The organism is Curtobacterium sp. L1-20, assembly GCF_048755855.1.
Taxonomy (GTDB): Bacteria; Actinomycetota; Actinomycetes; order Actinomycetales; family Microbacteriaceae; genus Curtobacterium.
Genome location: NZ_CP151473.1, coordinates 516885 through 539798 on the forward strand (window position 1 = coordinate 516885; position 22914 = coordinate 539798).

General features: G+C 72.3%; 18 protein-coding genes. 10 read left to right on the forward strand and 8 right to left on the reverse strand.

Annotation, left to right across the window (positions count from 1 at the left end):
- Positions 1-5 precede the first annotated feature (5 nt).
- Positions 6-848, reverse strand: coding sequence for a helix-turn-helix transcriptional regulator (locus AAEP86_RS03955; protein WP_420369236.1), 843 nt, complete (start codon positions 846-848; stop codon positions 6-8).
- A gap of 125 nt (positions 849-973) precedes the next feature.
- On the opposite strand from AAEP86_RS03955, the gene AAEP86_RS03960 reads away from it, so the two are divergent.
- Positions 974-1909 carry an SDR family oxidoreductase gene (locus AAEP86_RS03960; protein WP_420369237.1) on the forward strand — a complete coding sequence of 312 codons (936 nt, stop codon included), beginning with the start codon at positions 974-976 and terminating at the stop codon, positions 1907-1909.
- Here the strand turns inward: AAEP86_RS03960 and AAEP86_RS03965 are convergent.
- Positions 1902-2558 carry a hypothetical protein gene (locus AAEP86_RS03965; protein WP_420369238.1) on the reverse strand — a complete coding sequence of 219 codons (657 nt, stop codon included), beginning with the start codon at positions 2556-2558 and terminating at the stop codon, positions 1902-1904. The genes AAEP86_RS03960 and AAEP86_RS03965 overlap by 8 nt on opposite strands.
- A gap of 59 nt (positions 2559-2617) precedes the next feature.
- On the reverse strand, positions 2618-3718 hold the full coding sequence (locus tag AAEP86_RS03970; RefSeq protein ID WP_420369239.1) for a VanZ family protein: 1101 nt from the start codon (positions 3716-3718) through the stop codon (positions 2618-2620).
- 136 nt (positions 3719-3854) lie between these two features.
- Here AAEP86_RS03970 and AAEP86_RS03975 point away from each other — a divergent pair, with 136 nt between their 5' ends.
- A complete protein-coding gene (locus tag AAEP86_RS03975; protein ID WP_420369240.1) occupies positions 3855-4310 on the forward strand; it encodes a hypothetical protein in 456 nt (151 codons plus the stop codon).
- Here AAEP86_RS03975 and AAEP86_RS03980 read toward each other — a convergent pair.
- The 3 genes from AAEP86_RS03980 to AAEP86_RS03990 are packed head-to-tail and all read right to left on the reverse strand — an operon-like array spanning position 4294 to position 7534.
- A complete protein-coding gene (locus tag AAEP86_RS03980) occupies positions 4294-5619 on the reverse strand; it encodes a flavin monoamine oxidase family protein (RefSeq protein WP_420369241.1) in 1326 nt (441 codons plus the stop codon). The two genes, AAEP86_RS03975 and AAEP86_RS03980, sit on opposite strands and share 17 nt — an antisense overlap.
- 2 nt (positions 5620-5621) lie before the next feature.
- Positions 5622-7055: an aspartate aminotransferase family protein gene (locus AAEP86_RS03985; protein WP_420369242.1), complete on the reverse strand. Its 1434-nt coding sequence runs from the start codon at positions 7053-7055 to the stop codon at positions 5622-5624.
- Entirely contained in the window at positions 7052-7534 is a 483-nt protein-coding gene (locus tag AAEP86_RS03990) for an Lrp/AsnC family transcriptional regulator (RefSeq protein WP_420369243.1), read from the reverse strand. Before AAEP86_RS03990 ends, AAEP86_RS03985 begins: the two co-directional genes overlap by 4 nt.
- A 134-nt stretch (positions 7535-7668) precedes the next feature.
- Between AAEP86_RS03990 and AAEP86_RS03995 the strand changes: the two genes are divergently transcribed.
- The 5 genes from AAEP86_RS03995 to AAEP86_RS04015 are packed head-to-tail and all read left to right on the forward strand — an operon-like array spanning position 7669 to position 13364.
- Positions 7669-9138, forward strand: a complete 1470-nt coding sequence (locus AAEP86_RS03995; RefSeq protein ID WP_420369244.1) for a gamma-aminobutyraldehyde dehydrogenase — start codon at positions 7669-7671, stop codon at positions 9136-9138.
- A 44-nt stretch (positions 9139-9182) separates the two neighbouring features.
- Positions 9183-10364, forward strand: a complete 1182-nt coding sequence (locus AAEP86_RS04000; protein ID WP_420369245.1) for an ABC transporter ATP-binding protein — start codon at positions 9183-9185, stop codon at positions 10362-10364.
- Positions 10361-11569: an ABC transporter substrate-binding protein gene (locus AAEP86_RS04005; RefSeq protein WP_420369246.1), complete on the forward strand. Its 1209-nt coding sequence runs from the start codon at positions 10361-10363 to the stop codon at positions 11567-11569. Before AAEP86_RS04000 ends, AAEP86_RS04005 begins: the two co-directional genes overlap by 4 nt.
- The gene (locus tag AAEP86_RS04010; RefSeq protein ID WP_420369247.1) at positions 11566-12480 is read left to right on the forward strand and encodes an ABC transporter permease; all 915 of its coding nucleotides are present in this window, start codon (positions 11566-11568) and stop codon (positions 12478-12480) included. Before AAEP86_RS04005 ends, AAEP86_RS04010 begins: the two co-directional genes overlap by 4 nt.
- Positions 12477-13364, forward strand: coding sequence for an ABC transporter permease (locus tag AAEP86_RS04015; RefSeq protein WP_420369248.1), 888 nt, complete (start codon positions 12477-12479; stop codon positions 13362-13364). The genes AAEP86_RS04010 and AAEP86_RS04015 overlap by 4 nt, the downstream gene beginning before the upstream one ends.
- An 88-nt stretch (positions 13365-13452) precedes the next feature.
- On the opposite strand, the gene AAEP86_RS04020 is transcribed toward AAEP86_RS04015, so the two are convergent.
- Both AAEP86_RS04020 and AAEP86_RS04025 read right to left on the reverse strand, forming a co-directional pair.
- The gene (locus AAEP86_RS04020; protein ID WP_420369249.1) at positions 13453-15039 is read right to left on the reverse strand and encodes a GMC family oxidoreductase; all 1587 of its coding nucleotides are present in this window, start codon (positions 15037-15039) and stop codon (positions 13453-13455) included.
- A complete protein-coding gene (locus AAEP86_RS04025; protein ID WP_420369250.1) occupies positions 15036-16385 on the reverse strand; it encodes an alpha/beta fold hydrolase in 1350 nt (449 codons plus the stop codon). The genes AAEP86_RS04020 and AAEP86_RS04025 overlap by 4 nt, the downstream gene beginning before the upstream one ends.
- Positions 16386-16511: 126 nt before the next feature.
- Between AAEP86_RS04025 and AAEP86_RS04030 the strand changes: the two genes are divergently transcribed.
- Genes AAEP86_RS04030 through AAEP86_RS04040 form a run of 3 tightly spaced genes read left to right on the forward strand, consistent with a single transcriptional unit; the run spans position 16512 to position 22902 of the window.
- Positions 16512-19145 (forward strand): glutamate--cysteine ligase, encoded by a 2634-nt coding sequence (locus AAEP86_RS04030; protein ID WP_420369251.1) that lies wholly within the window; start codon positions 16512-16514, stop codon positions 19143-19145.
- Positions 19145-20944 (forward strand): N-acetylglutaminylglutamine amidotransferase, encoded by a 1800-nt coding sequence (locus AAEP86_RS04035; protein WP_420369252.1) that lies wholly within the window; start codon positions 19145-19147, stop codon positions 20942-20944. The genes AAEP86_RS04030 and AAEP86_RS04035 overlap by 1 nt, the downstream gene beginning before the upstream one ends.
- Positions 20941-22902, forward strand: coding sequence for a S9 family peptidase (locus AAEP86_RS04040; protein WP_420369253.1), 1962 nt, complete (start codon positions 20941-20943; stop codon positions 22900-22902). The genes AAEP86_RS04035 and AAEP86_RS04040 overlap by 4 nt, the downstream gene beginning before the upstream one ends.
- Positions 22903-22914 lie beyond the last annotated feature (12 nt).

The following is a 22914-nucleotide window of genomic DNA, read 5'->3' on the forward strand; positions in this document are numbered from 1 at the left end:
GTGCCTCACCGGGGAGCGACGGCCGATCCGATCACCGACAGCAGTCGGAGGCGCTCGGCGCTCTCGCTCCCCGGTTCCGCCGTCCAGACGAGCAGCATGTGCGTGCGCTCCGGGTCCTGCAGCACCTGGCAGTGCAACGTGAGCAGCCCGACCTCGGGATGGCGGTAGTGCTTGACCTCCCGCGGACGGAGTCCGACCTCGTGCCGTGCCCAGACCGTCCGGAACTCGTCGCTGCCGGCGAGCAGCACCTCGGCCAGGTGGGCCGCGCGCGAGGACGGACCGCGCTGGGCGACGAGGCCGCGCAGCCCCGAGGCGTACATGCGCGAGAGGAACTCGTGGTCCTCCTCCGGGTGCAGGTCACGCATCGCCGGGTCGGTGAACCACCGGAAGCCGATGCTCCGCGCGTCGCCCGTCCGGGCCGCGGCGTCGCCGGTGATCGCCGCGGCGAGGGGCGTCTGCTGCAGGGTCTCGCCGAGCTCCGTGACGATCTCCGCCGGGGTGTCGACGAGGCGGTCGAAGATGCGCATCATGCCCGGACTGACGTGGTCCCCGCCGGACGCGGCCGCCGGCGGTCGGTGTCCGGCGAGGCGGAACAGGTGGTCGCGCTCGTCGAGGGTCAGGCGGAGCCCCTGCGCGATGGACGCCAGCATCTGCTCCGACGGCTGGGGCCCGCGGCCGCGCTCGAGGCGTGCGTAGTAGTCGGCGGACATGTTGGCGAGGAGTGCGACCTCCTCGCGGCGGAGGCCGTTCGTCCGCCGTCGAGCGCCGCGCGGCAGGCCCACGTCCTCGGGCTGCAGGGCTTCGCGACGGCCGCGCAAGAAGTGGGCGAGGGACGGTCGATCGATCACGGTGCCATCCTCGCGCGCCGACCGCACCGGAGCCACGGATCGTCAGGCCGTGGATGTCGAGCGGTCGGACGCGCAACCTGGTCCGGACGGGCCGCACCGGCGTCCCGACGACCGAGGAGGACCCCGTGCCACGACACGTCGACGAACTGACCATCCCCGACCTGACCGAGCGCCGGGCACTGGTGACCGGCGCCAGCGACGGCATCGGCCTCGTGATCGCCCGTCGCCTGGCGGCAGCCGGTGCGGAGGTCGTCCTGCCGGTCCGGAACCGGGGGAAGGGCGACGCCGCGGTGGAACGCATCCGCGCGCAGCACCCGGGTGCGCGGGTCCGGCTCGAGGACCTGGACCTGTCGTCCCTGTCGTCGGTGCGCGGGCTCGGCGAGCGGCTCCGGTCGGGCGGCGAGCCGATCCACCTGCTGGTGGGGAACGCCGGGGTCATGACGCCGCCGGAGCGCCAGACCACCGATGACGGCTTCGAGCTGCAGTTCGGCACGAACCACCTCGGGCACTTCGCCCTCGTCGGGGAGCTCCTGCCGCTCCTGCGCGCCGGTCGGGGCCGCTTCGTCGCGCAGACGAGCATCGCCGCTCGCCGCGGGGCGATCCGCTGGGACGACCTGCAGTCGGAGCGCGACTACGACGGCATGCGTGCCTACGTCGCGTCGAAGGTCGCGTACGGCGCGTTCGGCCTCGAACTGGACCGCCGCAGCCGGAGCGCCGGGTGGGGGATCTCGAGCGCGGTCAGCCACCCGGGCGTCGCCCCGACGAGCCTCCTCGCCGCGCGCCCCGAGGTCGGCCGGAGCCGTGACACCGTGCAGGTGCGGCTGATCCGCTGGCTGTCCGCGCGTGGACTCCTCGTCGGGACGCCCGAGTCCGCCGCGGAGCCCGCCCTGCTCGCCGCGACCGACCCGGCGCTCGGCGGCGGGTTCGTCGGTCCGCGGGGTCCCGGCGGCGTGGGCGGTCCGGCGTCCGTCCAGCAGCCGTGGGCTCCGGTCGCCGACCCCGGCACGGCGACCCGGCTGTGGGACGTGTCCGAGGAGCTGACGGGCGTGCGCGTCAGCTGATGATGTTCACCGCACGCGAGATGACGAGGGCCAGCAGGATGAACCCGCCGAGGGCCTGGTAGGCCATGATCATCTTCGCCCGGACGGTGAGCGGCATCGTGTCGGTCGGACTGAACGCCACCATGTTCGTCATCGCCACGTAGAGGTAGTCGAGGTACACCGGGCGCCAGGCCGCCGTCCTCGGGTCGGTCTCCTGCGGGAACTGGAAGTCGGCCTCGTCCCTGGCCCAGAGCTCCGGCCGACGACGTGCGACCGGACCGCCGCGGTCGAGCTCCCAGTACACGAGGCCGAACGCGATGATGCTGCTCACCCACACCTGCAGCGCGGTGAGGAGGACCGCGCCGCCGTCGGGGTGCCCGTGCAGGAGCTGGTCGACCGTCCGGACGACGGTGAGCTGGTTCGCGACCGTGAGGAGGACGGCGAGGCCGGTCGAGAGCCAGCGCGACCAGGTGGTCTCCCGCGTCAGTCGCCGCGGGTTGAAGACGACGAGCGGGGTGAGGAGCAGGACACCGAGGAGCGGCACGACCCACGACGGGAAGAACAGCACCTCGTCCGGCAGGAACAGGCTCAACGCGAGGTTCACGAGCACGGCGACGGCGACCGGAGCGCGGTGCTCGTGCCGCGTGCTGGTCCGCGTCGTGGTGCTCACAGTGGCCAAGTGTCGCACCGCGGTCCGGGAACACCGCCCTGGGCGCCGTGAGGACGTGCTCAGTCCGTGCGGGCCGTGGTGCGGTGGTCGACGACGGTCCGGTCGTCCTCGACATCCGCGCCGGTCACCGCGAGGGCGAAGCCGCGACGACCGCGCGTCGTCCAGACGGCGACCACCGACGTCACCGCGAGGAGGAAGGCGACGGTCCCGCCGAACGGGACGTCCGCGGCGAGCAGGGTCGCCCACCCGCCGGACCCGAGCGCCCAGCGCACCACGCGCCTCCCGGCAGCCGGGGGCGGCGACGGCCGCAACCGGACGACGTGCTCGCCGAGCGTCCGCCCGGTGGCGAGGACGATCACGAGCTGCGCGGCGGGCGCGACCAGGCCACCCACGGTGAGCAGGACGCCGAGTGCCGGAGCCTGGTCGTCCTGGCCGGTGAGCGCCCACACCAGCGCCGTCCCGACGCTGAGCGTGCCGGACAGGAGCCAGATCGCCAGGACGTCCGCGAGCATGCCCGAGAACCGCCGCGCTGCCGTGACGGGACGCGGCACCTCGGCGTCGGTCGCGCGACCGGACCCGGCGACCAGGCCGACCAGCGGGGCCAGCAGCGTGCCGAGCACGGCGCCCGTGGTGTTCGCGAGCAGGTCGTCGACGTCGAACAACCGGTACGCGCACGGGTAGAGGAACCAGTCCCCGGTGAGCTGCGTCGTCTCGATGAGCAGCGACGCCACGAACCCGGCGCCGAGTCCGACGGCGAGGCCCGCGAAGGGCCGCGTGCGCGCGACCGCGTGGCGGGCGAGCGCACCGAGGGGCACGAACAACAGCACGTTGAACAGCACCTGCGCCGACGCGGGGTTCGACAGCAGCGAGCGGGGTCCGGAGATCCCGCCCTCCTTCGCGACGTCGCCGAGGAACGCGAAGGGCACCAGCTGCGGCGACGCCGGGGTCCGGCACATCGTGGCGACGTCGTCCGGCAGCGGGAGGAGCGTGTAGGTCACCAGTGCGAGCGCGTACACCAGGGTCCCGAAGGCCACGACGGAGCGTCGGACGCCGAGCTGCCCGTGGCGGCGGTACTCCCACGCCGTCCACGGTACGAGGGCACCGACGGCCAGCACGATCCCGCCCACGACGGCGATCACACCCGGCAGTACCGTCCCCATGCGGTCGACGCTACCGATGCCGGTGGCCGGCGGACCCGATGTCCTCCCTCCGACGGACCCCGGATCACCCGATCGTCGTCCAGCGGCGCACCCTGCGGGGGACGGCAGGGCGCCGCCCGCGGAGCAGCCTGGACCCATGACCCAACGGACCAGCCACCCCGTCCGGCTCCTCGCCGCCACCGCCGTCGCCGCATCCGTCGCCCTGCTCGGCACCGGGTGCGCCTTCGTGCAGCAGCAGACCGGGGACGCATGGGCCGTCACCTACGAGGTGACCGTCGACCGGCCGGCGGGCTCGCCGCTGTCCGACGTCACCGTGGAGGGCGCCGAGCGGCGCGGTGACGCCCCCGAGGTGCAGCGGCTCGGGACGCGTGACACCCGGGCGACGCACGGCCAGGGTTCCCGGTGGGAGCACGAGTCCGTCGTCCTCGCCGGACAGCGTGCATCCGTCAGCGCGACACCCGCCCCGGGTGCGACCGCCACCTGCCGCGTCCTGCTCGACGGCGACCGCGAGATCGCGACGAGGACCTCGCCGGATCCGGGCGCCGCCGTGACGTGCTCGGTCGAGACCCCCGCCTTCAGCCGAGGACGGTGACCGGCAGCGGTGCCACGGCGCCGGTGATCCGCCCGGCGGCACGCAGCCCGGACAGCAGTGCCCCGTGCACCGTCGCGGGGTCGTCCCCCCACGTGGCCTCGCCGGCGAGCTGCACCCGGCCCGTCGGGGTCCCGAGCAGGTCGTGGTCGTCGGCGGACGCCCCCACGTGCAGGTACGAGTAGGAGCCGCGTGCGAACGGGTCCGCCGCCCACCGGGTGATCCGGTACGCGTCCGGGTCCGGTACCGCCGGGCCGTGCATCCGCCGGAGCGCCGCCACTGCTTCGGCGACGACCGCGTCGTCGGAGCGGGTCTCGAGCCGTCGGGCTCCTGACCCGCCGACGAGCGCCGCGAGCACGGGCTGGCCCGTCACCCGGGACATGTCGTACCAGGAGTGCCAGTCGACCCCGGCCGGACCCTGCTGCCGGATGACCCAGTCGTCCCAGAAGCGTTCGGGGAACCGGAGGAACACCTTGTCGTAGACGCCCATGCCGAGACGGCCGATCGCCCCGGCAACCGGTTCCGGCAGCGGCGGGTCGAACGTCACGTCGCCGGCCTGCAGCACCCCGAGCGGGACGGTCACGACGGCGTGCTGTGCGGTGAACGCGCGGCCGTCGGCAACCCCGACCGTCACCGAGGAGTCCGACGAGCTCACGGACCGGACCACCGCGGCGAGGCGCACGTCGAGGCCGTCGGCCAGCGCGGCCGCGTACTGGCCGTAGCCGCCGGGGAACACGACCTCGTCGCCGGCGACGTGCTCCTCGTCGAGGCCGTGCGCGTCGAGCAGGGTCGCGGGGGCCCCGCAGAGGTCCTCGGAGCGGTGGGTCGTGTACTCCGTGACGCGCTCGGCACGCGGTCCGGTCCACCCGAGGGTCGCGAGTGCCGTCGCGACGGCCGCTGCGTAGGTGGTGCCGGGAGCGGCGTCGGCGACGACGCTGTGCAGCACCGCGTCGACGGTGTGCAGGTCCGCCGCGAAGGCGCGCGCGGCGTCGTCGGACAACCGCACGCCGGACGGGTCGTGCCAGGCGATCGGTCGGCCGTCGAACTGGAAGCTCCCGACGGTGTACTCGACGGTGTCGATGCCGAACGCCGAGGCGAGGTCCCACAGGGGGTTGCCGTCGATGCCGTGGATCCAGGACGCACCGAGGTCGACCGGGACGCCGAGCGCGGAGTCCGTCCACGTCCGTCCACCGACGCGGTCACGGGCCTCGAGGACGACCACGGACCGGCCGGATCGGGACAGCGCCCGAGCGGTGGCCAGTCCGGCGATCCCGGCGCCGACGACGACGACGTCCGCATCGGTGGCCGTCACGGTCAGATCTTCGACGCGGCCTCGGACAGGACGCTCCGCAGGATCGAGGTGATCTCGCGGAACTCGGGCTGCCCGATGGTCAGCGGCGGTGCGAGCTGGACGACGGGGTCGCCGCGGTCGTCGGCGCGGCAGTACAGCCCCGCGTCGAACAACGCCTTCGACAGGAAGCCGCGCAGCAACCGCTCGGACTCGTCGGCGTCGAACGTCGTCTTGGTCGCCTTGTCCTTCACGAGCTCGATGCCGTAGAAGTACCCGGCACCGCGGACGTCGCCGACGATCGGCAGGTCGAGCAGGGTGTCGAGTTCCGCGCGGAACAGGGGCGCGTTCTGCTGCACGTTCGCGAGCAGGCCTTCTTCCTCGAAGATGTCGAGGTTCTCCATGGCGACCGCGGCGGACACCGGGTGCCCGCCGAACGTGTACCCGTGGTAGAAGGTCGTGTCGCCGGTCGCGAACGGCTCGAACAGCTTGTCGCTGATGATCGTCGCGCCGATCGGCGAGTACCCCGAGGTCATCGCCTTCGCGCAGGTGATCATGTCCGGCACGAAGTCGTAGGTGTCGCAGGCGAACATCGTGCCGATCCGGCCGAAGGCGCAGATGACCTCGTCGGACACGAGCAGCACGTCGTACTCGTCGCAGATCTCGCGGACCCGCTGGAAGTACCCCGGCGGGGGTGTGAAGCAGCCGCCGGAGTTCTGCACGGGTTCGAGGAAGACGGCCGCCACGGTGTCGGGGCCCTCGAACTCGATCATCTCGCGGATGCGCTCCGCCGCCCAGACGCCGAACTCCGCTTCGTCCTGGCCGGCGAACCCCATCTCGTCGGCCCGGTAGTAGTTGGTGTTCGGGACGCGGAAGCCGCCGGGTGCCAGGGGCTCGAACATCTGCTTCATCGCTGGGATGCCCGTGATCGCGAGGGCGCCCTGCGGCGTGCCGTGGTACGCGACGGCGCGCGAGATCACCTTGTGCTTCATCGGCTTGCCGCGGAGCTTCCAGTAGTACTTCGCCAGCTTGAAGGCGGTCTCGACGGCCTCGCCGCCACCGGTGGAGAAGAAGACCTTGTTGAGGTCGCCCGGGGCGTGGTCGGCCAGCCGGTCGGCGAGCTCGATCGCCGCGGGGTGCGCGTACGACCAGATCGGGAAGAAGCTCAGCGTTTCCGCCTGCTTCGCCGCCATCTCCGCCAAACGCTTCCGACCGTGGCCCGCGGCGACGACGAACAGGCCGGAGAGCCCGTCGATGTAGCCCTTGCCGTGGCTGTCGTAGACGTGGTGCCCCTCGCCGCGGACCATGATCGGGACCTCGGCACCTGCCTGGTTCGCGCCGTGCCGGGCGAAGTGCATCCAGAGGTGGTCGCGGGACTTCTGCTGCAGGGCGTCGTTGTCGACCGCGGCGAACGGGTCGTACGAGCCGAGGCGGGTGGTGGGCTGTTCGGAGATGGTCATCGCGTTCCCCAGTCGTAGAGCTGTTTGCGGAGTTGCAGGTAGACGAAGGTCTCGGTCGCGGTCACGCCCGGGATGGCGCGGATCGTGCCGTTGAGCAGTTCGATCAGGCCGTCGTCGTCCTCGCAGACGACCTCGACCATGAGGTCGAAGCTGCCGGCGGTCATGACGAGGTAGTCGACCGCCGGCAGCTGCTCGAGGGCGTCGGCGACGGTCCGGGTGTCACCGCTGACGCGGATGCCGATCATCGCCTGCCGGTTGAACCCGAGCTGCATCGGGTCGGTGACGGCGACGATCTGCATGACGCCCGTCTCGGTGAGCTTCTGCACGCGCTGTCGGACCGCCGCCTCGCTGAGGCCGACGGCCTTGCCGATCTCGCCGTAGGGACGGCGCCCGTCGGCCTGGAGTTGCTCGATGATGCGTTTCGAGGTGTCGTCGATCGGACCCGGACGTCGTGGTGCTGCCGCCATGCCGGACAGCATGGCAGCGGCGTTCGACGGTGCGCAAGGGAATTCGTTGTGAATGTCGTGTTTCGCGACGATTTCCGTTGTTACGGTTCTCCACAACCTCCGGATCCTTCTTCCGGAGGAGCGGATTCCGTGCCAGTATCGCCGCCATGCTGGACAGTGACACGAGCACGGGGACGTCGGTCGCCACGGCCACGCGGGTCCTCCGCAACTTCGTGGGGGGCGAGCACGTCGAGGCGCGCGGCGACGCCACGACCGACCTCGTCGCGCCGACCGACGAGCACGTCTACGGCACCTCGCCGGTGTCCACCGCTGCGGACGTCGACGCGGCCTTCACCGCCGCGAGCAGCGCCTTCGCCCACTGGCGTCGCACCACCCCGGCCGAACGCCAGCTGGCCCTGTTCCGGATCGCCGACGCGGTGGAGCAGCGTGCGGAGGAGTTCGCCGACCTCGAGTCCCTCGACACCGGGAAGCCCCGCGCCTCGCTCGTGCAGGACGAGATCCTGCTGTCGGTCGACCAGATCCGCTTCTTCGCCGGCGCCGCGCGCAACCTCGAGGGGCGGAGTGCCGGCGAGTACCTGCCCGACCACACCTCGTACGTGCGCCGCGAACCGGTCGGCGTCGTCGCCCAGGTCACCCCCTGGAACTACCCGCTGAACATGGCGGTGTGGAAGATCGCGCCGGCGCTCGCCGCGGGCTGCACGACGGTCCTCAAGCCGAGCGACACCACCCCGCTGTCGACGCTCCTGCTCGCCGAGGTCGCCGCCGAGTTCCTGCCGCCGGGCGTCCTCAACGTGGTCCTGGGCGACCGATCCACCGGCGCGGCGATGGTCGACCACCCGACCCCGGAGCTCGTGTCGATCACCGGTTCCGTGCGTGCCGGCATGCAGGTCGCCCGGGCCGCCGCGACCGACCTCAAGCGCACGCACCTCGAGCTCGGTGGCAAGGCCCCGGTGATCGTCTTCGACGACGCCGACGTGCCCGCCGCCGTCGCCGGCATCGTCGCCGCCGGCTTCTTCAACGCCGGGCAGGACTGCACCGCCGCGACCCGGCTGCTCGTGCAGGACGGCATCCACGACGAGTTCGTCGCGGCCCTCGTCGCCGAGGCGCGGGCGAACGCCCGGACCGGCCCGGACGAGGACCGTCCCTCCTTCGGTCCCGTGAACAACGCCGACCAGCTCGCCCGGGTCCGGGACTTCCTCGACACGCTCCCCGACCACGCCAGCATCGAGACCGGCGGCGCGCGGGTGGGCGACCGCGGCTTCCACCACGAGGCGACCATCGTGTCCGGCCTCCGCCAGGACGACCGCATCGTCCAGCAGGAGGTCTTCGGCCCGGTGCAGACGGTCCAACGCTTCCGGACCGAGGACGAGGCGCTCCGGTGGGCGAACGACGTCGAGTACGGGCTCGCGAGCTCGGTGTGGACCACCGACCACGGTCGGGCGATGCGGTTCGCCCGCGACCTCGACGCCGGCTGCGTGTGGATCAACACCCACATCCCGATCGTCGCCGAGATGCCGCACGGCGGCTTCGGCCACTCCGGGTACGGCAAGGACCTGTCCCAGTACGGGTTCGACGACTACACCCGCATCAAGCACGTCATGTCCTACATCGGCTGACCCCGAACCCCACCCGCGCACCAGCAGCAGGAGGCACCATGGCAATGACCGGCACGTTCGCCGAATCCGGAGCCGATCTGCGGCTCGACCGGATCACGAAGTCCTTCCCCGGACACACCGCGGTCGACTCGCTCGACCTCACCGTGCCCGCCGGGTCCTTCTTCGCCCTGCTCGGTCCGTCCGGCTGCGGCAAGACCACGACGCTGCGACTCGTCGCCGGGCTCGACGAACCGACGAGCGGCACGATCACGATCGGCGGCCAGGACGTCACCGACACGAAGGCGTACCAGCGGCCCGTCAACACCGTGTTCCAGAACTACGCGCTGTTCCCGCACATGAGCGTGCTCGAGAACGTCGCCTTCGGGCTGAAGCGACGGCGCATCCCGGACCCGGTACGGAAGGCGACCGAGGCCCTGCGACTCGTCGAACTCGAGGACTCCGCGTCGAAGCGGCCGGCGCAGCTCTCCGGTGGCATGCAGCAGCGTGTCGCCCTCGCCCGCGCGATCGTCAACCGCCCCGCGCTCCTGCTGCTCGACGAACCGCTCGGTGCGCTCGACCTCAAGCTCCGGCACCAGATGCAGTTCGAGCTGAAGTCGATCCAGGCCGAGGTCGGACTGACGTTCCTGCACGTCACGCACGACCAGGAAGAAGCGATGACGATGGCCGACACGGTCGCCGTCATGAACGGCGGCCGCATCGAGCAGATGGGCGCCCCCCAGGAACTCTACGAGCTCCCGCGCACCGCGTTCGTCGCGAACTTCCTGGGCCAGTCGAACCTCCTCGAGGGCGACGTCCGCGGCACCGACGGCGAGCTCCTCGTCGTCGCCACCGCTGCCGGCACGCTCTCGGTCCCGACCGCCCGCGCCGTCGCCACCACCGGACGCGTGGTCGTCGGCGTGCGTCCGGAGAAGCTCAAGATCCGCACGGCGGAACCCGCGCCGGAGGCCGGACGGAACATCCTCGGGCCGGGACGGGTCGTCGACGTCTCGTTCTCCGGCGTGAGCACGCAGTACCTCGTGGACGTCCCGGGTGCCGGTCGGGTCTCCGTCTTCGCGCAGAACTCGAAGGGCGGCCCGCGCCTCGCCACCGGGACCGAGGTCTGGTTGACGTGGGGCGTCGACCACGGCTTCGGCCTGCAGGCGCACCCCGCGTCCGACGCGACCGTCACCGACCAGGGCGAGCCGCGCCTGGCGTCCGAGCCGGCGACCGTGGGAGCGGTCGCGTGAGCAGGCCGGACCTGGCACGCGGACTGACGTCCGCGCGCGTCAGCCGCCGTGGGTTCCTGGCGGGCGGCGGGGCCGCAGCGGTGGCGGCGCTGCTCGCCGGCTGCAGCATCAAGGGCTCGGCAGCGTCGCTCGCCGGCACCGAGGTGGACTGGGAGCGCTTCTGGGCCGACGCGAAGCCGACGAAGCACCTGAACTTCGCGAACTGGCCGCTCTACATCGACTCCGACAAGGGGAAGTCCGAGTCGCTGCGGCTCTTCGAGCAGGCGACGGGCATCGCGGTCGACTACCAGGCCGTGATCCAGGACAACGCGACCTTCTACGCGACCGTCTCTCCGATCCTCCGGGCACGGGGCTCGACCGGGTACGACCTCGTCGTCATGACGAACGGGTTCGAGTTGACCCAGATGATCAAGAACGGCTTCGTGTGCGAGCTCGACCACTCCCGGCTGCCGAACGTCGCGAAGTACGCCGGCGACTCCGTCACGGACCCGACGTACGACCCGGACAACAAGCACTCGGTGGTCTGGCAGACCGGGTTCACCGGACTCGCCTACAACCCGAAGTACGTCGACCGCGAGATCACGTCGTTCCAGGACCTCCTCGACCCGGCGATCGCGGGGCGCGTCGGACTCATGAGCGACAACACCGAACTGGGCTCCCTCGGACTCCTCGCGAACGGGATCGACCCCGAGACCTCGACGCCGTCGGACTGGCGGACGGCCCAGGACTGGCTGCGGAAGCTCCGCCCGAGCGTCACCGGGTTCTACGACCAGAGCTACATCAACAAGCTCGAGAACGGTGACACCTGGATCACGCAGGCGTGGTCGGGCGACGTGTTCCAGGCCCAGCAGTCCGGGTTCGAGCACCTGCGCTTCGTCACGCCCGAGGAGGGCCAGATGATGTGGCACGACAACCTCATGATCCCGAGGCAGGCGGCCAACCCGGTCTCGGCGCTCGCGTGGATGGACTTCTACTACACGCCGAAGATCGCCGGGATCGTCGAGGACTACGTCAACTACGTCTGCCCCGTCCCCGGGGCCGAGGCGTACGTGCGTGACGTCCTCGAGGACCCGACGGTCGCGGACAGTCCGCTCGTCTTCCCGTCGAAGGACGTGCTCGACCGTTCCCACGAGTTCCGGGTGTTCGAGAACTACGACGAGTACTCGGAGTGGAACGGCATCTTCAACGCGGTGGTGCAGTCGTGACCGCCGTGGGGACCGCCGCGATCGCCGGGGTCGGGACCGGGCCGGGCCGACGCCGGCTGCGGGTGCCCTTCCTGCTCGGCATCGTCGGCACGGCGTACCTCTGCGTGTTCTTCGTCATCCCGCTCGTGTCCGGGCTGGTCGTGTCGCTCATGTCCGGCAACCCGGACGACGGCTACACCTTCACGTGGAACTTCGGGATCTACTCGTCGCTGTTCGTCGACCCGCAGGTGCCGTACCTGACGTTCCTGCTGCGGTCGCTCTGGTACGGCCTCGCAGCCACGATCGCGACGATCGTCGTCGGCTACCCGGTGGCGTACTTCATCGCGTTCCGGGTGTCGGCGCGGTGGAAGAACCCGCTGCTCATGCTCGTCTTCGTCAGCTTCCTGGTGTCGTTCGTCATCCGCACCGACATGTGGGCGTTCGTGCTCGCGTCCCAGGGGCCGGTCGTGACGACGCTGCAGGCCCTCGGCCTCGCGGGGAAGGACTTCCACGTCCTCGGGACGTCCGGCGCGGTGATCTTCGGGAACGCCTACAACGACCTGGCGTTCATGGTGCTGCCGATCTACGCGGCACTGGAGCGGATCGACCCGCGCCTGGGTGAGGCCGCCAACGACCTGTACGCCGGGAAGGTCCGCGCCTTCTGGCACACGACGCTGCCGCTGTCCCGGTCCGGGATCTTCGCAGGCGTCCTGCTCGTCTTCATCGACTGCGTCGGTGACCCCGTCAACTCCGCGCTCCTCGGCGGGACGAACACGTACACGATCGGCCAGGCGATCCAGGACGCCTACTCCGGCAACCAGCAGTACAACGTCGCCGCCGCGCTCTCGACCGTGCTCATGGTCGTGCTCGGCGTCATCCTGTTCATCTACGCCCGGGTGTCCGGCACCGACGACCTCGAGGACCTCGTATGACCGCCGTCACACCGACCCGTCCGGGGTCGACCGCACCCGTCGCACCGGTCACCTCCGGCACCGCTCCGCGAGCGGGCCGCCGCCGCGGAGGGGCCACACGCCGCGGGCCGTGGCTGGCGATCGTGTACTGGGTGGTCATCGCGATCACGCTCGTCCCCATCGTCTACATGGTCGCGTACTCCTTCAACGACGCCCCGACCAACCGGCTCACCTTCGCGTGGAACGGGTTCACCACGTACTGGTACCAGAACCTCTGGAACGTGTCGGGGCTCGGGGCGGCGTTCGGTACGTCCGTGCTCGTCGCGTTCCTGGCGGCGGTCCTCTCCGTGGCGATCGGGCTGCCGCTGGCGCTCGCCCTGGAGCGCTACCGGTTCCCGGGGCGCGGGGTCGTCAGCTCCGTCGTCTTCGCGGACATCGCGGCGCCGTCGATCGTCGTCGGCTCGGCCTCGCTGTCGTTCTTCCTGTCGGTCGGGCTCGGGACCGGGTTCTGGACCATCCTCATCACCCACGTGGCCTTCGACGTCGCGTACGTCGTGGTGGTGCTCCGAGCGCGGATCGCGGGGACGTCGAAGGTGCTGGAGGAAGCGGCCGGCGACCTCGGTGCGACGCCGTTCCAGGCCTTCCGGCTCGTGACGCTGCCGCTCCTGGCCCCGGGCATGCTCGCCGCGGGGCTGCTGGCGCTCGCGATGTCGATCGACGACTACGTGATCACGTCGTTCGTCGCGGGTCCGTCCGTCACGTTCCCGCTGTTCGTGTACGGCGCCGCCAAGGCCGGGATGCCGCCACAGGTGCTGTGCTTCGGGACGCTCGTGTTCGCGGTCGGGTTGCTGGTGGCGCTGCTGAACGGCGCACTCAACCGCCGGCTCGCACGGACCCGCGGCTGACCCCGCATCGACGCGGGCGCCCGCGCTGCCGCACGCTCCGGAGCCGACGCGGGGCGGAGTGCCGCCGCCGCGACGGCCGGCCCTCCGATCAGACGACCGCGAGGGCCGCCTCGCGGTCGGCGCGGACGTCGCCCGCCAGCATGCGGTCGGCGGTCCGGAGCGAGAGCGCCATGATGGTGAGCGCCGGGTTCGCGATGAGGGAGCTCGGGAACACCGAGTTGTCAACGATCCACAGGTTCGGCACGTCCCACGAGCGGCCGACGGCGTCCACGACCGAGGTCGCGGCGTCGGTGCCCATGCGTGCCGTGCCCACCGTGTGCGCGGTGCGGTCGAGCACCTTCACGTCCGTCCCGCCGGCGGCCTCGACGATCGACGTCATTGTGCGCACGGCGTGGGCCGCGATCGCCTCCTCGTTCGACCCGGGGGAGAACGTCACGCGGGCCTTCGGCACCCCGTGGGCGTCCACCTCGTCGGTCAGCACCAGGCGGTTGTCGTCGTAGGGCAGGCACTCGGCGTTGATGCCGACCCCGGCCATCCGCGGGTAGTCCTGGAGCGCCCGGACGAGCGCGGCACCGCGGAGGCCGCCACCGCGCACGAGCGAGGTGGCGAGCGTCAGCGGCTGCACGCCGAGGCTCTGGATGAGGTACCCACCGGCGAAGTCGGCGCCGTCCGGACGGACGAAGTCCTCGGTGATGATCGACGACGGGTAGCCGCGGTAGGAGCGCATCGACTCGTCGAACGTCGCCCACACCTGGGTGGCACCGTGCGCGGTGAAGTTCCGGCCGACCTGTCCGCTGCTGTTCGCGATCCCGGTGTGCAGCAGCAGCCGCGGGGTCTCGATGCCGCCGGCGGCGAGCACGAGTGCCCGGGTCCGCTGCCGGTGGTCGCGGCCGCCCTGGCGGTAGACGACCGCCTCGACCTCGCCGCGTGCGTCGAGCTCGATGCCGTGCACGAACGCCTCGGCGCGGATCTCGGCCCCGAAGGCGACGGCGGCGGGCAGGTACGTGGTGTCCATCGACACCTTCGCACCGTTCCGGCAGCCCTGGTGGCATGAACCGCACGAGACGCAGGCCTGGCGGAGCCCGTGGTGCTCCTGGTGCCGGTCTTCGGTGGTGAGTCCGACCGGGGCGTCGGTGGCGGTGATCCCGACGGCGGCGGCGCCGCGCATCATCATGTCCGACGAGGCGTTCCGCGGTGGCGGCCCCATCCGGTAGCGGCGCTCCGGGTCCCACGGGTAGTGCGCGGGGCCGGCGACGCCCACGTCGTGCTCGACCTGCTCGATCCAGCCGGTGAGCTCGTCGTGGTCGACCGGCCAGTCCTCGCCCTGCCCGCTGTCCGTGCGGAGCCGGATGTCGTGGCGGTTCGGCCGTGGCGTGAAGGCACCCCAGTGCAGCGTGGAGCCACCGACCCCGGTGCCGCTGTTGTTCGGGCCGAACGCGGTCGGCGCGTTGCCACCGCTGATGCGTTCGTCCATCCAGTTGATGTCGCCCGGTGCCTCGACCTCGTCGGGCGTGTGGTCGCCCGGCTCGGTGTTCGGCCCGGCCTCGAGCGCGACGACCCGCAGGCCACGACGTGCCAGGGTCGCCAGCAGCGGTGCCCCACCTGCCCCGGTGCCGACGACCACCACGTCGACGACCTCGTCCTCGTCGTACCGTCGTTGTCCGTCGAGGTTCATCGTTCGGCTCCTGCCGGCTCCCATGCTTCTCGCTGTCCGGCTCCGAGGAGCAGGAAGCCCTGTTTGCGGACGCCGTCGCCGCCGTTGGCGAAGCCGTCGTAGTCGATGTCGGCCATCGTGGCCGGGTGCGCCACCCACTGCTTCGCCAGGTCGACGCCGGCGTCCTCCGCCCACGCCTGCAGCTGCGCGGCGTCGAGGCCACCGACCGCCGGCGTGTACGCGCCGGCGTCGACCGTCGCGAGCACGTCGGCGAGGTGCTCGTCGCCCTGTGCGGCTTCGGCCTGGAGTGCGTCGAGTGCCGCCCGGTAGGCGTCGAGGTCGGCGGGCAGACCGTCGGGGCGCCAGCCGTCGCCCAGTCCGTCGGCCAGCTGGTCGTCGACGCGCAGCGCCAGGTCGAGGTGCCGGTCGCCGGGCTGCGGCACGACGACCCTGGCGACGGCACGGAGCGTGTCGAGCTGGGCGCGGCTCAGGGCGCGCGGTTCGCGGTCGGGCGCGTCGGGCAGTGCGCGCACGGCGAGGATGCCGCGGGTGCGGGCGCTGACGCGGGGCGACGCGATGACGCGGGCGGTCTCGGTCGGGACGACGGGTCCGTGGTCGACGCGGCGGCGCCAGAAGTCGCGGATGCGGTCGGCGACGTCGTCGGGCTGCTCCCAGGGCAGCAGGTGTGCGGCGCCGGGGACGACGGCGAACTCGCCGGCGGTCCAGTGCGGCAGGTTCAGGTCGCGCTGGGCGTCCGGACCGAGGTCCCCGTCCTCGGCACCGGCGAGCACGAGGGCGGGGACCGGGTTCGGCGGGAACGCGGTGGACCAGTCCTCGCGGCTGCCGCGGACGAGCCAGTCGGTCCACGCCTGCGGGGCGGTGCGCTGCACGTCGTGGACGGCCTGGGTGTGCGGTTCGAGGGGCAGGCGTGACGCGGTGTTCGCGTCGACGAAGGTCTCGGCCTCGTCCGGACCGATCTCGCCGTCCGCGGCCCACCCGAGCATCTGGGCGCGTCGCTCGTCGTCCATCGGCTCGGGGGAGAGGGGCGACGCGGCGAGCAGGACGACGGCGCGGAGGCCGAAGAGCCCGTTCGACCCGTCGACGGTGCGGGACGCGACGACCGACGCCACCTTCCCGCCCATGGAGTGTCCGATCAGCGCCCACTCGGTGACACCGCTCCGGCCGATGGCGCGCTCGACGAGCTCGGTCATCTCCTCGACGGTGGTGCCGGTCACGGCGGACGACCGACCGAAGCCGGGCAGGTCGATGCCGACGAGGTCGAGGGTGCCGGCGAGCCGGGTGCGGAGGCCGACGAACTCCTCGGAACTCGACCCGAGGGCGTGGAGGCAGAACACGGTGGTCGGCATCCCTCGTTCCTACGTGGTGCGACCGCGCGGTTCACAGCGCGGGTGTACCCCGTGGATGTGTTTCGGGTTTGGAACATCTGCGCCGACAGGCCGCTCGACCACAGCTCGTGCCAGTAGGTTCCGTACATGAGTGCAGAGCTGACGCTCGGCGCCGAGGAAGAGCTGCACCTCATCGACCTCGAGTCCGGACGACTTTCCGCGAAGGCCCCGCGTCTTCTCCCCCGACTGCCCGCACACCGGTTCGGCGCCGAACTCCAGCGCACGACCATCGAGACGAACACCCCGGTCGTCCGGACGCTCGACGACCTGCGTCGCGTGATCGTCGACCTGCGCAGCGAACTGAGCGCGGCGATCGCGCCGGCCGGCGTCACGATCGCCGCGGCCGGGACGGCGCCGCGCTCCGAGTACGCCGACTTCGAGCTGACCTCGGGTGGTCGGTACGGCCGGATGCAGGAGCAGTACCGGATGCTCGTCGACGAACAGCTCATCTGCGGGCTGCAGGTGCACGTCGGTGTGAGCGACCGCGACCTCGCCGTCCAGATCGCCCAGCGTGTCGCCCCCGTGCTGCCGGTCCTGCTCGCGCTGAGCGCGTCGAGCCCGTTCTGGAACGGCCAGGACACCGGGTACGCGTCGTTCCGCAGCATCATCTGGCAGCGCTGGCCGTCGGCCGGCAGCTTCGGTCGGGTGGAGAGCGCCGCGGAGTACGACCGCGTCCTCGACGACCTCATCGCGTCCGGCGTCATCGCGGACAGGAAGATGGCGTACTTCGACGTGCGGCCGTCGTCCCACGCACCGACGCTCGAGCTCCGCGTCTGCGACGCCACCCCCGTGGTCGACGACGCCGTCCTCATCGCCGGGCTGTTCCGCGCCGCGGTCCGGAAGGCCGAGGTCGCGGTCGGGTCGGGACGCGAGTGGCAGCCCCGCAGCGAACCCGTGCACCGCGCAGCCATGTGGCAGGCGGCACGGAGTGGCCTGAGTGGTGAGCTCCTCGGCCTCGGGCAGCACCCGGAACGCCTGCCGGCCGAGACCGCCGTGCGGCAGCTGGTGTCGCGGCTCCGTCCCGAGCTCGAGGAACTCGGCGACTGGGCCACCGTGACCGGACTCCTCGAGGACACCCTCGCCCGCGGCAACTCGACCGACCGCCAGCGCACCGCCTACGCCGAGCGCGGCGAGCTCGACGACGTGGTGGCGCAGGTCGTCGAGGACACGGCGGGCACGCCGTCCGGACGCGACGAGCACCCGGTCGTGACCATCCCGGCCTACCGGGTCCGCGCGGGCGACGAGGCGGTCGGGCCGGGCGCCCGTCCCCGGCCGGCGTTCCGCGAACTCGCCGCGTTCTTCCGGGGCTGGGACGCCGACACGACCATCGAGCGCTGTGCCGCCCGCGACGTCTGGACCCGCGAGCACGAGGTCGGGTTCGTGGTGGACGGCGGCGTCCAGGTCTTCGGGTGCGACCTCGTCCCGCGCGCCGTGAGCGCCTACGAGTGGGCGCAGCTCGCCGCCGGCCTCGCGCAGCGCGCCCGCGCGATCGAGCTCTTCCTCCGCGACGCGTACGGGCCGCAGCGGATCGTCGCCGACGGCGCGATGGACGCGGAGGACTTCGTCGGGGCGAACGGCTGGGACCCGGACGCCGTCCGACTGCCGGCGTCGGCCGTCCGGGCGCCCGTGATGGGCTTCGACCTGGTCCGGAACGAGTTCGGCGGGTGGCGGGTCCTCGAGGACAACGTCCGGTCGCCCTCCGGCGTCGCGTACGGCCTCGCCCTCCGCGAGATGATGGACGACGTGGTGCCGGACGCGCCGCGTCCGGACGCCCTGCGCGACCCGCACACCGTGCTCGACCAGCTGCGCGACACCCTCCGGACGAACGCGACCGCGGTGACCGGCAACCCGGACCCGGTCGTCGCCCTGGTGTCGGACGGCCCCGGCGCCGGCGCCTGGTACGAGCACCGGCGGCTCTCCGACGGGGCCGGGATGCGCCTCCTGACCGGGTCGGACCTGGACGTCCGCGACGGGCGCGTGGTCGAGGCGGCGACCGGAGACGTCCTGGACGCGCTCTACCTGCGCATCGACCGCGACGTCAGCGCGCTGACCAGCGACCCCCGGAGGCCGGAGGGCGACCGGCAGCGCGACGGCGACCGGCCGGCAGAGGGCGACCGGCAGTCGGAGGGCGACCGGACACCGGGCCTCGGCGCCCGCATCCTCGACGCCGCCGCGGCCGGCACCGTGTACCTCGCCAACGCGCCGGGCAACGCGCTCGTCGACGACAAGGCCATGTACGTCTCCGTCCCCGACCTGATCTGGTACTACCTCGAGGAGAAGCCCATGCTCGAGTCCGTTCCCACCTACCGCACCAGCATCGAGGGCGAACGCCTGTCGGTGCTCGACCGCGTCGGCGAACTCGTGACGAAGCCGGTCGACGGCGAGGGCGGCCGCGGTGTGCTGATCGGCCCGAGCGCCAGCGCCCCCGAGGTCGCCGAACGCCGCCGTGCGATCGCCGCGGACCCGGCGGGATGGGTCGGCCAGGAGGTCGTGCAGCTCTCGTCGCACCCGGTCATCGGCCCGGCCGGGCTCGACCCCCGGCACGTCGACCTCCGGGCCTTCGTGTACGTCACCGGGACCGGTCCGGACGACGCACGGCTCGCCGACGTCGCGCTCACCCGGGTCGCCCCGGAGGGCAGCATGGTCGTCAACTCGTCACGGGGCGGCGGCGCGAAGGACACGTGGATCACCGGAGCACGACCGACGCAGGGAGCGCGCTGATGTGTGGACTGGCCGGCGAGATCCGGTTCGACGGGACGGCGCCGGACGTCGGTGCGGTGGCGCGGATGACGGGGTGCCTCCGGCACCGCGGCCCCGACGGCGACGGGCTCTGGGCCCGTGGCCCGGTGGCGTTGGGCCACCGTCGGCTGTCCATCGTCGACCTGTCGACCGCGGGGGCGCAGCCGATGGTGGTGTCGCGTGCCGGCCTGACGATCGCCTACAACGGCATGGTCTACAACTACCGCCAGCTCCGCGACGAACTGCACGCCAAGGGGCACACCTTCGACTCGACCTCGGACACCGAGGTGATCGTCGCCGCCTACGCCGAGTGGGGCACCGGCTTCGTGGAGCACCTCGTCGGGATGTTCGCGATCGCGATCTGGGAGCACGCCAGCGGCCGGCTGGTGCTCGCGCGCGACCGACTCGGCATCAAGCCGCTCTACGTCGCCGAGGTCCCGGGCGGGCTCCGCTTCGCGAGCTCCCTGCCGGCGGTCCTGGCAGGCAACGGGAGCGACGGCGGCAGCGTCGACACGTCCATCGACCCGGTCGCCTTCGCGTCGTACATGACCTTCCACTCGATCGTCCCGGCGCCGCGCACCATCCTGTCCGGCGTCGGCAAGCTCCCGCCGGCGACCGTGCGGGTCGTCGAGCCGTCCGGCGCCTTCAGCGACACCACCTACTGGGAGCCCCGCTTCGCCCGGGACCCGGCCCGTGCCGACTGGAGCGAGCAGGACTGGCAGGACGGCTTCACCGAGAAGCTCCGCACCGCCGTCGAGCGCCGCATGGTCGCCGACGTACCCGTCGGGGTGCTGCTGTCCGGCGGCATCGACTCGTCGCTCGTCGTCGCGCTCCTCGCCGAGGCCGGCCAGCAGGACCTCGCCACGTTCAGCATCGGGTTCGAGGCGGCCGGCGGCGAGTCCGGCGACGAGTTCGAGTACTCCGACGCGGTCGCACGCCACTTCGGCACCGACCACCACCGCATCGCCATCCCGTCCTCGCGGCTGCTCGCCGGCATCGACGGTGCCGTCGCGGCGATGAGCGAACCGATGGTCAGCCACGACTGCGTCGCGTTCTGGCTGCTCTCGCAGGAGGTCTCGCAGCACGTCAAGGTCGTGCAGTCCGGGCAGGGCGCGGACGAGCTGCTCGGCGGCTACAGCTGGTACCCGCCGCTCGCCGCCACCCCGCGGGACCAGGCGGCCGAGGCCTACCGCTCGGTGTTCATGGACCGCCGCTGGCCGGCGCTCCAGCCGCTGCTCGGGGAGCGCTGGCGGAGCGACGACGACACCCCGTCGGCGTTCGTGGACGCGGAGTTCGCCCGGCCCGGCGCGGACACGAGCGTGGACGCGGCACTCCGGAGCGACACCACGATCATGCTCGTCGACGACCCGGTGAAGCGCGTCGACAACATGACGATGGCGTGGGGACTCGAGGCCCGCGTGCCGTTCCTCGACCACGAGTTCGTCGAGTTCGCCGCCACGATCCCGCCGGAGCAGAAGCTCGCCGACGGTGGGAAGGGCGTCATGAAGCGCGCGGCGCGCGGCATCGTCCCGGACGCGGTCATCGACCGGACGAAGGGATCGTTCCCGGTCCCCGCGATCCGGCAGCTCGAGGGTCCGTACCTGGAGCGCGTCCGGCAGGCGCTGCACGCGCCGGAGGCGCGGGAGCGCGGACTGTTCGACCCGGGTACGGTCGTGCGGATGCTGCAGGACCCGAACGGCACGCGCACCGAGATCGGCGCCAACGCGCTCTGGCAGCTCGGCCTCATCGAGATGTGGCTGCAGCACCAGGGAGTGCGGTGAACGGCACCCGTGCGGTCGGAGCACCCCGGTCTGGAGGCGCGGACCGCGTCGGACCGCCGGCCGACGTCCGTCGCTCGGTCACGACCACCGCCGCGGTCGCCCTGGGCGAGCAGCTCACCGCCGCCTGGGGGTCCTGGGGTCCGACGATGACCCGGAACGCCCGCCGGGTGGCGTTCGTGAGCGACCGGCACGGCACGCCGGAGGTCTTCGTGCAGGACGTCGTCGTCGACGGCGCGCTGCCCGAGCCGGTCCGGATCCGGCTGTCCGACGACCCGGTCGTCCGCGTCACGTGGTCGTCCGACGGCGAGTGGCTCGCCGTCGCGATCGCGACCGACGGCGGTGTCAAGCAACAGGTCTGGGTGGTCCGGCCGGACGGCTCCGACGCCGCGCAGATCGCCGGGTCGCGGTACCAGCACGCCGAGCTCGGGCCGTGGAGCCGCAGCGGCCACCGCGTCGTGATCACGCTGCCCTCGACCGAGCCCGACCAGCCGGCCCGCTCGTACCTGGTCGACCCGGTGTCCGGCGACCGCGACGACCTGGCCGTCGGCGAGCTGATCCACGTCCTCGACCTGTCGGTGGAGGAACGGCTCGTCGTCCTGAGCGACGGGCAGCGCGGCCAGGAGTTCGTCGTCGTGGTGGACCGGCTGACCGACGAGAGCCACGCGCTGCTGACCGACCCGGACGACGGCTCCGCCGAGATCGCGTTCCTCCGCCCGTCGCCCGCGAGCGAGACCAGCCCGCTCGTCGCCTACGTCGCCACCGAGGCCGGACTGCCCCGCCGCGGGCTCGTCGCCCAGCCGGTCGGCCCGCACGGGTGGCGCGGCACACCCCGACGGATCCTCGAGCGCGCCGACGCCGAGCTCGAGTACCTCGACGCCGACGACGCCGGCCGCACGCTGCTGCTCGTCTGGAACGTCGACGGGCGCAGTGAACTCGACCTGCTCAACACCCACGACGCCTCCCGCACCCCGGTGCCGGACCTGCCCGGGTACGTCGTCACCGACCCGGTGCTGAGCCGCGACGGGCGGAGCGTCCTGCTCGCCGTCGAGGGGCCGACGCGACCCCGGGAACTGTGGCGGCTCGACACGAACGCACTCACCTGGAGCCGCGTGACCGACGTGCCCGCGCTGCCGGAGGTGCAGCTCGTCGAGCCGACGCTCGAGCGGTTCGCCGCGCGCGACGGACTGGAGCTGACCGGGTGGCTGTACCGGGCGGTGGAGCCGGCCGTCCCGGCGGCGGAGGCCGGTGTCACGACGCGGGACGTTCCTCCCGGCCCGCGCGCAGCGCTCGTGCACCTGCACGGCGGACCGGAGTCGCAGGAGCGACCCACGTTCTCCCCGCAGCACCAGGCGCTCGCCGCAGCGGGCGTCACCGTGTTCGCGCCGAACATCCGCGGGTCCTCCGGGTACGGCCGTGACTTCGTGCACGCCGACGACCTCGGCCTGCGGTGGAACGCCCTCGCCGACGTGGTGGACTGCGCGCGGTACCTCGTGTCGAACGGGTACGCGGACCGCTCGCGGGTCGCCGTCGAGGGCCGGTCGTACGGCGGCTACGCGACGCTCGCGTCCCTCGCCTTCACGCCCGACGTCTTCGCGGCGGGCGTCGCCGTGTGCGGGATGAGCGACTTCGCGACCTTCTACCGGGACACCGAGCCGTGGATCGCCTCGGCGGCGGCGACGAAGTACGGGCACCCGGAGGACGACGCGGACCTGCTCGCGGCGCTCTCCCCGATGCGGGCGGTCGACGACGTCGCCGCCCCCCTGCTCGTCGTGCACGGCGAGCTCGACACGAACGTGCCGATCGGCGAGGCGCACCAGGTCGTCGCCGCGCTGCGCGAGCGGTCCCACGACGTCGAGTACCTCGAGCTGGCCGGCGAGGGGCACGAGTACCGCCGTGCTCCGTCCCGTGCCCTGCTGGTCCGGCGGATGGTCGAGTTCGTGGCGGCGCGTCTGGCGTGATGCGCCCGCGCG

What these genes read in the sequence shown, in the direction of transcription:
- AAEP86_RS03970 (WP_420369239.1), bottom strand. Translation starts at nt 3,718, where the DNA reads ATGGGGACGGTACTGCCGGGTGTGATCGCCGTCGTGGGCGGGATCGTG.
- AAEP86_RS03975 (WP_420369240.1), top strand. Translation starts at nt 3,855, where the DNA reads ATGACCCAACGGACCAGCCACCCCGTCCGGCTCCTCGCCGCCACCGCC.
- AAEP86_RS03985 (WP_420369242.1), bottom strand. Translation starts at nt 7,055, where the DNA reads ATGACCATCTCCGAACAGCCCACCACCCGCCTCGGCTCGTACGACCCG.
- AAEP86_RS03990 (WP_420369243.1), bottom strand. Translation starts at nt 7,534, where the DNA reads ATGCTGTCCGGCATGGCGGCAGCACCACGACGTCCGGGTCCGATCGAC.
- AAEP86_RS03995 (WP_420369244.1), top strand. Translation starts at nt 7,669, where the DNA reads ATGCTGGACAGTGACACGAGCACGGGGACGTCGGTCGCCACGGCCACG.
- AAEP86_RS04000 (WP_420369245.1), top strand. Translation starts at nt 9,183, where the DNA reads ATGACCGGCACGTTCGCCGAATCCGGAGCCGATCTGCGGCTCGACCGG.
- AAEP86_RS04015 (WP_420369248.1), top strand. Translation starts at nt 12,477, where the DNA reads ATGACCGCCGTCACACCGACCCGTCCGGGGTCGACCGCACCCGTCGCA.
- AAEP86_RS04020 (WP_420369249.1), bottom strand. Translation starts at nt 15,039, where the DNA reads ATGAACCTCGACGGACAACGACGGTACGACGAGGACGAGGTCGTCGAC.
- AAEP86_RS04025 (WP_420369250.1), bottom strand. Translation starts at nt 16,385, where the DNA reads ATGCCGACCACCGTGTTCTGCCTCCACGCCCTCGGGTCGAGTTCCGAG.
- AAEP86_RS04030 (WP_420369251.1), top strand. Translation starts at nt 16,512, where the DNA reads ATGAGTGCAGAGCTGACGCTCGGCGCCGAGGAAGAGCTGCACCTCATC.
- AAEP86_RS04035 (WP_420369252.1), top strand. Translation starts at nt 19,145, where the DNA reads ATGTGTGGACTGGCCGGCGAGATCCGGTTCGACGGGACGGCGCCGGAC.